Origin of the sequence: Microbispora sp. CA-135349 (assembly GCF_050947365.1) — a bacterium.
Taxonomy (GTDB): domain Bacteria; phylum Actinomycetota; class Actinomycetes; order Streptosporangiales; family Streptosporangiaceae; genus Microbispora.
Window position 1 is genome coordinate 2603996 of sequence record NZ_CP192001.1, and the last position, 12028, is coordinate 2616023.

At 71.7% G+C, this 12028-nt stretch carries 15 protein-coding genes; 10 read left to right on the forward strand and 5 right to left on the reverse strand.

Annotated elements, in window-relative coordinates; all coding sequences use genetic code 11:
• The first annotated feature begins 192 nt into the window (after nucleotides 1–192).
• The 3 genes from hrcA to ACQPZZ_RS12315 are packed head-to-tail and all read left to right on the forward strand — an operon-like array spanning nucleotide 193 to nucleotide 3090.
• Complete coding sequence (gene hrcA / locus ACQPZZ_RS12305) at nucleotides 193–1206, forward strand: heat-inducible transcriptional repressor HrcA (RefSeq protein ID WP_432931690.1); 1014 nt, start codon at nucleotides 193–195, stop codon at nucleotides 1204–1206.
• Complete coding sequence (gene dnaJ, locus ACQPZZ_RS12310) at nucleotides 1207–2346, forward strand: molecular chaperone DnaJ (protein WP_432931692.1); 1140 nt, start codon at nucleotides 1207–1209, stop codon at nucleotides 2344–2346.
• 9 nt (nucleotides 2347–2355) lie between these two features.
• A complete protein-coding gene (locus ACQPZZ_RS12315; RefSeq protein WP_432931694.1) occupies nucleotides 2356–3090 on the forward strand; it encodes a 16S rRNA (uracil(1498)-N(3))-methyltransferase in 735 nt (244 codons plus the stop codon).
• 15 nt (nucleotides 3091–3105) lie between these two features.
• Here the strand turns inward: ACQPZZ_RS12315 and ACQPZZ_RS12320 are convergent, their stop codons facing one another.
• Nucleotides 3106–3789, reverse strand: a complete 684-nt coding sequence (locus ACQPZZ_RS12320) for a hypothetical protein (protein ID WP_432931696.1) — start codon at nucleotides 3787–3789, stop codon at nucleotides 3106–3108.
• On the reverse strand, nucleotides 3786–4265 hold the full coding sequence (locus ACQPZZ_RS12325; RefSeq protein ID WP_111697223.1) for a SigE family RNA polymerase sigma factor: 480 nt from the start codon (nucleotides 4263–4265) through the stop codon (nucleotides 3786–3788). Before ACQPZZ_RS12325 ends, ACQPZZ_RS12320 begins: the two co-directional genes overlap by 4 nt.
• A 298-nt stretch (nucleotides 4266–4563) precedes the next feature.
• Here ACQPZZ_RS12325 and ACQPZZ_RS12330 point away from each other — a divergent pair, with 298 nt between their 5' ends.
• From ACQPZZ_RS12330 to era, 7 genes are all read left to right on the forward strand, one after another.
• Nucleotides 4564–4908 (forward strand): histidine triad nucleotide-binding protein, encoded by a 345-nt coding sequence (locus ACQPZZ_RS12330; RefSeq protein ID WP_363646462.1) that lies wholly within the window; start codon nucleotides 4564–4566, stop codon nucleotides 4906–4908.
• Between the two features lie 54 nt (nucleotides 4909–4962).
• Complete coding sequence (locus ACQPZZ_RS12335) at nucleotides 4963–5985, forward strand: PhoH family protein (RefSeq protein ID WP_363646461.1); 1023 nt, start codon at nucleotides 4963–4965, stop codon at nucleotides 5983–5985.
• 28 nt (nucleotides 5986–6013) lie between these two features.
• The gene (ybeY, locus tag ACQPZZ_RS12340; protein ID WP_079312172.1) at nucleotides 6014–6487 is read left to right on the forward strand and encodes an rRNA maturation RNase YbeY; all 474 of its coding nucleotides are present in this window, start codon (nucleotides 6014–6016) and stop codon (nucleotides 6485–6487) included.
• On the forward strand, nucleotides 6484–7779 hold the full coding sequence (locus ACQPZZ_RS12345) for a hemolysin family protein (RefSeq protein WP_363646460.1): 1296 nt from the start codon (nucleotides 6484–6486) through the stop codon (nucleotides 7777–7779). Before ybeY ends, ACQPZZ_RS12345 begins: the two co-directional genes overlap by 4 nt.
• 276 nt (nucleotides 7780–8055) lie before the next feature.
• Nucleotides 8056–8727, forward strand: coding sequence for a hypothetical protein (locus tag ACQPZZ_RS12350; RefSeq protein WP_432931699.1), 672 nt, complete (start codon nucleotides 8056–8058; stop codon nucleotides 8725–8727).
• Nucleotides 8724–9059: a cytidine deaminase gene (locus ACQPZZ_RS12355; RefSeq protein ID WP_363646458.1), complete on the forward strand. Its 336-nt coding sequence runs from the start codon at nucleotides 8724–8726 to the stop codon at nucleotides 9057–9059. Before ACQPZZ_RS12350 ends, ACQPZZ_RS12355 begins: the two co-directional genes overlap by 4 nt.
• Before the next feature lies 1 nt (nucleotide 9060).
• Entirely contained in the window at nucleotides 9061–9978 is a 918-nt protein-coding gene (gene era, locus ACQPZZ_RS12360) for a GTPase Era (RefSeq protein WP_363646457.1), read from the forward strand.
• A 6-nt stretch (nucleotides 9979–9984) separates the two neighbouring features.
• Here the strand turns inward: era and ACQPZZ_RS12365 are convergent, their stop codons facing one another.
• From ACQPZZ_RS12365 to ureG, 3 genes are read right to left on the reverse strand one after another with little or no spacing between them, the layout of a single operon-like run.
• Complete coding sequence (locus tag ACQPZZ_RS12365; protein ID WP_432931701.1) at nucleotides 9985–10467, reverse strand: hypothetical protein; 483 nt, start codon at nucleotides 10465–10467, stop codon at nucleotides 9985–9987.
• A gap of 10 nt (nucleotides 10468–10477) precedes the next feature.
• A complete protein-coding gene (locus ACQPZZ_RS12370) occupies nucleotides 10478–11308 on the reverse strand; it encodes an urease accessory protein UreD (protein ID WP_432931702.1) in 831 nt (276 codons plus the stop codon).
• A 5-nt stretch (nucleotides 11309–11313) separates the two neighbouring features.
• Complete coding sequence (gene ureG, locus ACQPZZ_RS12375; protein WP_432931704.1) at nucleotides 11314–12006, reverse strand: urease accessory protein UreG; 693 nt, start codon at nucleotides 12004–12006, stop codon at nucleotides 11314–11316.
• Between the last annotated feature and the right edge of the window lie 22 nt (nucleotides 12007–12028).

Consider the following 12028-nt stretch of genomic DNA (forward strand, 5'->3'; position numbering starts at 1 on the left):
AGTGAAGAATCGACCATGCCACTTGCCGTCGATTTGCAGCCCGCTTGTCCCGGTGCCCTGCGCTGTCCCGGTGCCCTGCGCTGTCTTGGTACCCACTGCGTTATCGCACCACGTGGGGTGGTAGCCGTACACTTGGCACTCGGGAACACAGAGTGCCAGAGTCGGTGTTTCCAGGCACAGGGAGGTGACACATTGCTCGACGACCGCAAGCTCGCCGTTCTGCGCGCCATCGTCGAGGACTACGTGTCCACCAACGAGCCGGTGGGGTCCAAGGCCCTGGCGGACAGGCACAATCTCGGCGTCTCCCCGGCGACGATCCGCAACGACATGGCGGCGCTGGAGGAGCAGGGATACATCACGCAGCCGCACACCAGTGCCGGCAGGGTGCCGACCGACAAGGGATACCGCCTGTTCGTCGACCGGCTGTCGCAGATCAAGCCGTTGTCGAGCGCGGAGCGCAGGGCCATCGAGACCTTCCTCGCCGGGGCGGTGGACCTCGACGAGATCGTCATGCGCACGGTGCGGCTGCTCGCGCAGCTGACCCGTCAGGTCGCGGTGGTCCAGTACCCCTCGCTCACCAGGTCGTCGGTACGCCATGTGGAGATCGTCCCGCTCGCGGAGCGCCGGGTCATGCTGGTGCTGATCACGAACACGGGGCGCATCGAGCAGCGGGTGGTCGACCTGCCCGAGGCCGTCGGCGACGACCGCATCGCCAACCTGCGCGCCGTGCTCAACGCGTGCCTGGACGGGTGCGGGCTGTCGCAGGTGCCGGATACCGTGGCCGACATCCCCGAGCGGCTGCCGCCCGAGGACAGGCCGGCGGCGGCCACGATCCTTTCCGTGCTGCTCGAGACGCTCGTGGAGCGGCACGAGGAGAAGATCGCCTTCGCCGGAACGGCCAATCTGGCGGCGGCCGACTTCAGCGTCGGCCTGCGCGGCGTGCTGGAGGCGCTGGAAGAGCAGGTCGTCCTCATCCGCCTGCTGGGCGAGACCGGCGGGCTGTCCGACATCACCGTCCGAATCGGATCCGAGAACCCCTACAGCGGGCTGCGTGGCACCTCCATCGTGGCCGCCGGGTACGGTTCGGGCGACCAAGAATTGGCCCGGCTCGGAGTGCTGGGCCCGACACGAATGGACTATCCGGTGACGATGGGTGCGGTACGCGCGGTGGCGCGGTACGTCGGCCAGATCCTGGCGGGGTCATAAGTGTCCAACGACTACTACGCGACCCTTGGCGTACGGCGCGACGCCAGCCAGGAAGAAATCAAGAAGGCGTATCGCCGTCTTGCCCGTGAGCTGCACCCGGACGTCAATCCCGACCCGGAGACACAAGAGCGGTTCAAGGAGATCAACCAGGCGTACGAGGTGCTGTCCGACGCGGGCAAGCGCCGCATGTACGACATGGGTGCCGACCCGTTCGGTGGCGGCGCGGGGGCCGGGGCCGGGGCCGCCGGCTTCGGCGCGGGCTTCCCGTTCAGCGACATCATGGACGCCTTCTTCGGCTCGGCGGGCGCGACGCGCGGGCCCCGCTCGCGTGCCCGCCGGGGCCGCAACGCCACCATCCGGGTCGAACTCGACCTGTCGGAGTCGGCCTTCGGCACGACCCGCGAGATCACGGTCGACACGGCCGTGCTCTGCGACGTCTGCCAGGGCTCGGGGGCGGCGTCCGGCACCCACCCCGACACCTGCGACATGTGCCACGGGCGCGGTGAGGTCTCGCAGGTGACCCGTTCGTTCCTCGGACAGGTCATGACCTCCCGTCCCTGCCCCCAGTGCGGCGGGTACGGCAGCGTCATCCGGCACCCCTGCATGGAGTGCTCGGGCGAGGGGCGGGTCAGAACCCGGCGCACGATCAAGGTGAGGATCCCGGCCGGGGTCGAGGACGGCACGCACATCCAGCTCGCCGGAGAGGGCGAGGTCGGCCCCGGCGGCGGCCCCCCCGGAGACCTGTTCCTGGAGATCGTCGAGCGGCCGCACAAGATTTTCGAGCGGCGCGGCGACGACCTGCACTGCACCGTCCACATTCCGATGACCGCCGCCGCGCTCGGCACGTCGCTGACGGTCGAGACCCTCGACGGCGACGAGCAGATCGACGTGCGGCCCGGCACCCAGGCCGGTCAGGTCATCCCCATGTACGGCAAGGGCGTCCAGCGGCTGAACGAGACCGGCAGGGGCGACCTGCTGATCCACGTGAACGTCGAGACACCGGCCAAGCTCGACCCCCAGCAGGAGGAACTGCTGCGCGAGCTGGCGAAACTGCGCGGGGAGGAGCGGCCGCCCGGCAAGTTCTCCCCGGGCCAGCAGGGCTTCTTCTCCCGCCTGCGAGACGCCTTCAACGGCCGCTGAGCTGATCGGATGACTGTTCCCGTGTTCCTGTCGGACGCGGCCGGGCGGCCGGCGGACACGTTCGTCCTCGACGGGCCGGAGGGGCGGCACGCCGCGGCCGTGCGCCGCCTGCGGCCCGGGGAGCGGATCGACGTGACCGACGGCGCCGGGCGGGTGGCCGAATGCACCGTCTCGGCGGCCGGCAAGGACTCGCTGACCGTCGAGGTGCTGCGCCGGTTCGAGGTTCCGCCGCCCCGGCCGAGGCTGGTGGTCGTGCAGGGCCTGCCCAAGGGCGACCGGGGCGAACTCGCGGTCGAGATGATGACCGAGGCCGGGGTGGACGTGATCGTTCCCTGGGCCGCCGCCCGCTGCGTCACGCAGTGGAAGGGCGACCGGGCCGCCAAGGCCCTCGCCCGCTGGCGCGGCACCGCCCGCGAGGCGGCCAAGCAGGCCCGGCGTTTCCATCTGCCCGAGGTGACCGAGCAGGCGACGACGGCGGCGGTCGGCTCGCTCGTCTCCGCCGCGGCGCTCGCGGTCGTGCTGCACGAGGAGGCCGCCGAGCCGCTGAGCCGCCTGGCCCTGCCGCAGGAGCCGGGCGACATCGTGATGATCGTGGGCCCGGAGGGCGGCGTCACCGAGGAGGAGATCGCCGCGTTCCGGGCCGCGGGAGCCGTGCCGGCCCTGCTGGGGCCGACGGTGCTGCGCACGTCGACGGCGGGCGTGGCCGCGGCCGCCGTCCTGCTGTCCCGCTGCGGCCGCTGGTGACCGGCCGAGCGCCCGTCAGGAGGCGGGCGACTCGGTCGCCGAGTTGGGTGTGAACGTCTCCGTGGGCGTCGGGGCCTGGGTGGTCGCCGTAGGCGCCGCCGTGGTGGGCCGGGCCGTGGTGGGCCGGGTCGTCGGAGGGCGCGTCGAGGCCGTGGGCGTCACCGTGGGCGGCTGCGTCACCGAGGTCGGCGAGCACGTCGGCGGGAGGGGCGTGTCAGGCTCGATCACCCCGGGTTCGGAGGCCGGCGCGACGCAGGGATCGGACGGCGACGGCGACGGCCGGGTGGTCACGCCCGCCTTGTGCGTCGGGGACGGGGCCGGCCGCGCGCGCGACGGGCTCGGAGCGATGGGCACGACCACCTCGGGCAGGGACGGCGCCACATTGGGGGGCCGGCTCACGGACGAGGTCGTCGGCTCGTCCTTGTGCTCGTTGCGGACGTCGAGGATGCCGGTCTGCTGCCCCACCTGCTCACGCAGGTCGGGAACGAGGGCGACGACCGCGCCCGCCGTGAGCACGGCCCCGGCGGCGGCCGCTCCTATGCGCCACCACAGCAGGCCACGCAGGCCACGCAGGCCGCGATGGTCGATCCGCCTGCGAATGATCTCGAGTCCATCGGGAGACGGCACGACCGAGTCCGCCTCCGCGCGCAGGGTACGGCGGAGCAACTCGCCGTACTCGTCGTCGGGAGGGAAGGTCATGAGAACTGCTCCAGTGCCATCCGTAGTGCGGCCATGCCGCGGGCCGTGTGACTCTTCACCGCGCCCTTGCTGATACCCATCGCGTGCGCGATCTCGGCCTCCGACAGGTCGCCGTAATAACGCAGCACCAGCGCCTCGCGCTGGCGGGTCGGTAAGCCGCGGAGCGCCTCGATGACGGCCGAGCGTTCCAGTTCGCCGATCGCGCCGTTCTCCGCGCTCGGCGCGTCCGGCAGCCCCTTCGGCGCGTACTTCTCGACGACCGCGCGGTGCCGCAGCACGGAACGCGATCGATTCACGACCGATTGGCGAAGATAGGCCAGTGCCTTGTCGGTGTCTCTCAGCCTGCGCCAGGCGCCATGGAGGGCGACGAACGCGTCCTGAACGACTTCTTCCGCGCTGGCCACGTCACGGACCAGCAGCACGGCGAGACGCACCAGTGACCGATAGTGAGCGCTGTAGAGCGCCGTCACGGCCATGTCGGCATCCCATCCGACGGGCACCGTTCCCAACGACCTGTCGGCCACGAGGGTCTCGGTGGTCACATCAATAGGACGCTCGTCATCCCCGGGGGGTTTACGTTCTTCCGAATCATGAGGGGGCATGGCCCAGCGGTGTCCTCGCCCGACACTAGGGGGGTTGTGTTCGTGCAGTCTCGCACACCCACACTAGCCGGGGGGATCATTGCAGTCATCAACTACCGTCAACGGCTGGTGCCGCGACCGACATGATTCGCCACGGGGCGAAGATCGGGGGGAGGGGCACTAGGCTTCTCGCGTGAGCGACTGCCTCTTCTGCAAGGTCGTGGCCAAGGAGATCCCGGCGGACATCGTCCTGGAAGCCGGGCGGGCGCTGGCCTTCCGTGACATCAATCCGCAGGCCCCCACCCACGTCCTCGTCGTGCCCAAGGCCCATCACGAGAACGCCGCCGCGCTGGCCGCGGCCGACGACGGCCTCGCCGACGACCTGCTCAAGGCGTGCCACGCGGTCGCCGTACAGGAGGGCGTGGCCGAGACCGGCTACCGGATCGTGTTCAACACCGGCCCCGGCGCGGGGCAGACCGTCTTCCATGTCCACGCGCACGTGCTCGGCGGCCGGGACCTCACCTGGCCCCCCGGCTGAGCGGCTAAAGTGGGGAGGGAACTAGGGAGGCGATCAGGGCCGCAAGGGCCGCCCATGTCCGAGTCACAGCAAATCAACAAGACCCAGGCCAAGGTAGTCATCCCCGAGGGGCAGCCGATGGTCAGCCTCCTCGGGTCGGGTGACGAACTGCTGCGGGTCATCGAGGGCGCCTTCAGCGCCGACATACACGTGCGGGGCAACGAGATCACGATCACCGGCAGTCCCGAGGAGAGCGGCGTCGTCGTACGCCTCTTCGAGGAGCTGGTGGAGCTGGTCGGCTCGGGTGCCGAGTTGTCCCCCGACGCGGTCGAGCGCAGCATCCACATGCTGCGGCAGGCCACCGAACGTCCGGCCGAGGTCCTGTCCCTGGACATCCTGTCCGCGCGGGGCCGGACCATCCGCCCGAAGACGATCAACCAGAAGCGGTACGTCGACGCGATCGACAGGCACACCATCGTCTTCGGTATCGGGCCCGCCGGCACCGGCAAGACGTACCTGGCGATGGCGAAGGCCGTGAAGGCCCTGCAGAACAAGCGGGTCAACCGGATCATCCTCACCCGCCCGGCCGTCGAGGCGGGGGAGCGGCTCGGCTTCCTGCCGGGCACGCTCTACGAGAAGATCGACCCATACCTGCGGCCGCTGTACGACGCGCTGCACGACATGCTCGACCCCGATTCGATTCCCCGCCTGATGTCGGCCGGGACGATCGAGGTCGCGCCGCTCGCCTACATGCGCGGCCGGACGCTCAACGACGCCTTCATCATCCTGGACGAGGCGCAGAACACCTCGCCCGAGCAGATGAAGATGTTCCTGACCAGGCTCGGGTTCAATTCGAAGATCGTGGTCACCGGTGACGTGACCCAGATCGACCTGCCCGGCGGCCAGGACAGCGGGCTGAAGGTCGTGCAGCACATCCTCGAGGGCATCGAGGACATCCATTTCAGCAGGCTGACCAGCGCCGACGTCGTACGGCACAAGCTGGTGAGCGACATCGTCGACGCCTACGGCCGATACGACGCGGCGATGGCCTCCGAGCCCCGCGCGATCAACAAGCGGCCGCGGAACAACCGGCGGTGAGCGTGACCATGACGGGTGAGGAGACCCCGTGAGCATCGAGGTGGCCAACGAGTCCGGCGTCGAGGTCGACGAGTCGGCGCTGGTCGAGCTGGCCGGACACGTCCTCGGCCGGATGGGGATCAACCCGCTGGCCGAGCTGTCGATCCTGGTGATCGACGAGGCGGCGATGGCCGAGCTGCACGAGCAGTGGATGGGCGAGCCGGGCCCGACCGACGTGCTGGCCTTCCCCATGGACGAGCTGCGGCCCAACGTCGGCGGCCGGGACGAGGACGCGTCCCCCGACCCGGCGCTGCTCGGCGACGTGGTGCTGTGCCCCCAGGTGGCGGCCAAGCAGGCCGCCGAGGCCGGGCACAGCGCGCAGGACGAGCTGGAGCTGCTGTGCACGCACGGCATCCTGCACCTGCTCGGCTACGACCACGCCGAGCCCGAGGAGCACGCCGAGATGTTCGGACTGCAGGACGAACTCCTCGGCGCCTGGCGGGAGGTGCGGCGTAAGCCGTGAGCAACGGCTGGCTGCTTTCCGCCGTCTTCCTGATCGTGGCCGGCGGCCTGCTGGCGAGCGCGGAGACGGCGCTGACCCGCATCTCCCGGGTGCGCGCGGAGGAGTTCGTCAAGGAGGGCCGGCGCGGCGCGGTGCGGCTGCAGGCGATCGTCGCCGACCCCCCGCGCTACCTCAACCTGGTGCTCCTGCTGCGCCTGAGCTGTGAGCTCGTCGCGACGGTGATCACGACGCTGCTGTTCATCGACTGGCTCGGCGACCGCGGACAGGCGTACGCCGTGGCGGCCGTGGTGATGATCCTGGTGAGCTACGTCATCGTCGGGGTCATGCCGCGTACGCTCGGCCGCCAGCACGCCGAGCCGGTCTCGCTGGCGAGCGCGCCCATCGTGTACGGCCTGACCCGGATCTTCGGGCCGCTGCCCGAGCTGCTGATCCTGCTGGGCAACGCGCTCACCCCCGGCAAGGGCTTCCGCGAGGGCCCGTTCACCTCGGAAGCCGAGCTGCGTGACCTCGTCGACCTGGCCGAGCAGCGCAGGGTCATCGAGCCCGACGAGCGGGAGATGATCCACTCGGTCTTCGAGCTGGGTGACACGCTCGTGCGCGAGGTCATGGTGCCGCGCACCGACATAATCTTCATCGAGCGCGGCAAGACGCTGAACCAGGCGCTGTCGCTGGCCCTGCGCAGCGGGTTCTCCCGCATCCCCGTGGTGGGGGAGAACGAGGACGACGTGGTGGGCATCGCCTATCTCAAGGACATCGTCCGCCGCATCCAGGACACCGGCGACGGCGGCGTGCGGGTGGACGAGCTCATGCGCCCCGCGACGTACGTGCCGGAGAGCAAGCCCATCGACGAACTGCTGCGCGAGATGCAGGCGCGGCAGATCCACCTCGCCATCGTCATCGACGAGTACGGCGGCACCGCCGGCCTCGTCACCATCGAGGACGTCATCGAGGAGATCGTCGGAGAGATCGCCGACGAGTATGACCAGGAGGCCCCGCGGGTCGAGTGGCTGGACGACGGGGCGGTGCGGGTGACCGCGCGGCTGCCGATCGACGAGCTCGGCGAGCTGTTCGACACCGAGATCGAGGCCGAGGACGTCGACACGGTCGGCGGCCTGCTGGCGCACGCCCTCGGCCGGGTGCCGATCGCCGGCTCGGAAGCGGTGGTCGGCGGCCTGCGCCTGACGGCCGAGAACCTGGCGGGACGCCGCAACCGGATCAGCACGGTCGTCGTGCGCCGCGAGGAGCCGGCCACCGACGACGAGGTCGTGGCCGCCGGCGCCGACCACGAGTGACGGCTGACCGCTCCGTACTGCAAGCGGCTTTCAACCGATCTGCAAGCCGGCTCCGTCATTGTTGTCCCAGGCGCTCAGAAGGGGTTCGGGGCGCCTCGTTGGGGAGTCCGGCGCGCCGGGAGGGGTTCGCGGCGCACCGGAGCCTCTCATGGGGGGATCCGTGATCGGTGCGGGGCTCTCACCCCACTCGGGGTGAGAGCCCCGTATTGATTACACAATGTGATTACCCGCTCGCGGTCCGGGGAAGGAAAACCCCGGCAAAGCGGGGAGGCGGGTATGCGGATCGTCCACGCGGCCGTCGCGGGCTGCCTGGTGCTGGCCACCGGCGCCTGCGGCACGGGCGGCGTCACGTACGCCGCCGCCAGAGCCGCCGTCAGGGCCCCCGGCAAGGGGGGAGACGCGGTCCGGCAGCGGACGGTGCTCGGCAGGATGGACGGACTCCCCGAGGGGTTCTTCAGCCACGCGCGGGCGCCCTGGCGTCCGCCGTTCCGTCCTCGCGCCCGCGCGTGCCGCCTGCTGTTCGACGCGGCGGCGGGCAGGCCGCCGCGCGAGGGGCTCAGCGGCTCGACCGCCGCCACCTACCAGGCCGCGCACGCCGGCGAACTCGCCGGGGTCGGTGTCGCCGTCTACGACGGCGGTGAGGCGGCCGGGCACCTCGCCGCGCTCCGCGACGCCCTCTCCCACTGCGCGACGGCCGACGGCGGCACGCCGTACGACCGCCTGACGGCGGCGCGGACGCCGCTGCCCGGCATCGGGGGCGCGGACGCGGCCGCCCGCGCGCTGACCGGCCGGGTCGGCGGCTACCCCTACCGCATGCACCTGGTCGTCGCCCGTTCCGGCCACACGCTGATCGCGCTCGTGCACGCGGGCCTGACCCCGCCCGACCCGGCTCGTACGGCCGAACTGACACGGTTGCTCGTGCGCGAGGTCGGTACGCTTGACGCGTGACAGAGACGCTGGACCCCGAGGACAACAAGATCATTACGCTGGCCAGGTCGGCGCGGGCGCGTGGCGGCACCCCCGAGGGCGCGGCGGTGCGCGACGAGACCGGCCGGACGTACGCCGCGACCACGGTGGACCTGCCCTCGCTCCGGCTCTCGGCCCTTCAGGCGGCCGTGGCCATGGCCGTGTCCAGCGGGGCGAAGTCGCTGGAGGCGGCGGCGGTCGTCACCGCCTCCGACGAAGCGGCGGAGCAGGACCTGGCCGTCGTCGAGGACATGGGCAACGGCACGCTGTTCCTCGCCGCCCCGGACGGCTCGCTGAAGGGCCGGTACATCTGACGTGGACCTGAACGCCGAACCCAGCGGTTTCCGTGCGGGCTTCGCCTGCTTCGTCGGCAGGCCCAACGTCGGCAAGTCGACGCTGATGAACGCCCTCGTCGGCACCAAGGTGGCGATCACCTCGTCCAAGCCGCAGACCACGCGGCGGGCCATCCGCGGCATCGTCCACCGGCCGGACGCCCAGCTGGTGATCGTCGACACCCCCGGCTTCCATCGTCCCCGTACGCTGCTCGGGGAGCGGCTGGACAGCCTGGTGCTGTCCACGCTCACCGAGGTCGACGTCATCGGGTTCTGCGTCCCGGCCAACGAGCCGATCGGCAAGGGCGACCGGTTCATCGTCGACAAGCTCGCGGCCGTCAAGAAGACCCCGGTGGTCGCCATCGTCACCAAGTGCGACCTGGCCACCCGCGAGCAGGTCGCGCACCAGCTTCTCGCGGTGTCCGCGCTGGCCGAGTTCGCCGAGATCGTCCCGGTGTCCGCGCAGGGCGGCGAGCAACTCGACGTCATCGCCGACGTGCTCGTCAAGCGGCTGCCGGAGTCGCCTCCGCTGTACGCCGGAGGGGAGCTGACCGACGAGCCGGAGCAGGTGCTGGTCGCCGAGCTGATCCGGGAGGCCGCGCTGGAGGGCGTACGCGACGAGCTGCCCCATTCGATCGCGGTGGTCGTCGAGGAGATGCACCCCCGGGAGGGCCGCGACGACCTCCTCGACGTGTACGCCCACATGTTCGTCGAGCGGCCCTCGCAGAAGGCCATCGTGATCGGCCCGGGTGGCGCGCGACTCAAGGACGTGGGCACCCGCGCACGGCAGCAGATCGAGGCGCTGCTCGGCACCCGGGTCTACCTCGACCTCCGGGTGAAGATCGCCAAGGAGTGGCAGCGCGACCCCAAGCAGCTGCGACGTCTCGGCTTCTACGACTGACGGGCCTCAGCGGCGGCGCAGCAGCGCGGCGGCGGCCAGGACGGCCAGCGCGACCGAGGCCACCAGGCCGGCGAACCAGCCGTACTGGATCGTCGGGTGCACCCGCAGCAGCCCGGAGACCTGGAAGTCGAGCCGGCCCACGAGGTCGCGGGGGTCGGCGAGGAACATGGCCAGCGCGAAGGCGGCCACCGCGCCGGGCAGGATCGCCAGCCCGGTGAACAGCCAGCTTCGCGCCGCGCCGAGCACGCCGAGCAGCATCGCCGTGATCCCGGCGCCGAGCACGAACCAGCCGGGACCGGCGTCCACTCCCCGCACGGCGTGCGTGAGCGACGCGTCGAGAATGCCGAACTCCGCGGTGAGTCCCGCCCAGGGAAGCAGCGCGGTCACCGCCAGCGCGAACCCCGAGACGAACACGCCGGCGGCCCGCAGGACGCCGGCCACGCTGGTGCCTCGCCTCGGCCCGCCAGGATGCTGCGTGGGGTGCGACACGATCACCAGGCTACGGCCAGGGGCGGCCGGTTTCAGCCCCTGGCGTGCCCAGGAGCCCGTCCAGACCGGTCGGGGCCGGTGACGGGACGGCGGCCGCGGCCTCCTCGCCGCGCCGCAGCCGCTCCCTGAGCTGGACCGCGTCCGCGCCGAGCGCGCACACCTGCACGCCGGGACCGGCCAGCGGCAGCGCCGCCCAGCCGTCCCCCAGCACGGCCCGCCGCTCGCGCTTGTCGTCGGGCACGGCGCGCGGAGCCCAGGCGGGTCCCGCGAGGAGGGTGGAGCCGACGCACCGCGCGTCCACGTAGACGGCCGGGCTGCCGTCCACCGGCTCCTCGCCGACCAGGAGGTCCTGGCGGAGCAGGGGCCGTCCGGCCACGGTCGCGTCGAAGCGCGCGTGGCCGCGCCCCGGCCGTTCGCCGTGCCGCCCGAACACGAGCTCCTCCCGCCAGAAGACCGTGGCGTCCTCGGCGAGCGAGAGCCGTACGACGAGGCGGTGGGCGCATCCGGCGGCGAGGACGGTCGGCTCGGGGGAGAAGCACAGGGTGGCGCCCGCGCCGACCCGCGCCCGCACGACCATGGCCGAGGGGGCGTCCGCGAGACCGGGCAGCACCAGCGTGGCGGCCACCGAGCGGACCTCCAGCGAGGTGCCTGGAGCGACGTCCACGCCGAGTTCGAGGTGGTCGCCGCGCAGCGGGCCCGCGCCCGTCGAGACGAGGTGGACCCGCCTCGGGCCGGTCTGCCGCAGCGTCAGCGGCGGGTCGGACCGGAGCGTCTCGAGGCGGGTCCGGCCTCCGCCCGCGGCCTCCGTCCTGATCAGCGCACGCGCGGTGACGGCCGTCACGGCGGTCAGGAGGCCGGGGCGGCGTGGTGGTGCGGTCGGCCGTGCTCGCGCCGCCAGGCGTCGACCATGTGCGTCACCCACTCCGCCACACTGTGCGCGCCCTTGTCCTCCCGGATCGACGTGAACAGCACCGGCTTGCCGTCCCGCACGGCCGCCGCGTCGCGGGACATCACGGTCAGGTCGGCGCCGACCATCGGCGCGAGGTCGGTCTTGTTGACGACGAGCAGGTCGGCAGAGGTCACCCCCGGCCCGCCCTTGCGGGGCACCTTGTCGCCGCCCGACACGTCGAGCACGAAGATCTGCCGGTCGGCCAGGCCCCGGCTGAACGTCGCGGTCAGGTTGTCGCCGCCGCTCTCGACGATCACGAGGTCGAGCGGCCCGAACCGCTCTTCCAGCGTCTCGACGGCGTCCAGATTGGCCGCGATGTCGTCGCGGATGGCGGTGTGCGGGCAGCAGCCGGTCTGCACCGCGAGGATCCGTTCGGGGTCGATGACCCCCGCGCGGCGCAGGAAGTCGGCGTCCTCGGTGGTGTAGATGTCGTTGGTCACGACCCCGAGCCGCAGGGACGGCCCGAGGCCGCGGCACAGCGCCGCCACCAGGGCGGTCTTGCCGCTGCCGACCGGCCCGCCGATGCCGAGGCGCAGTGCCCGGCCGTGTGGCTCGGCCGGATCGTGGAGGTCGTCGTGGTGAGCGCCCATGTGGGAGCCTCGTCTTTCTCTA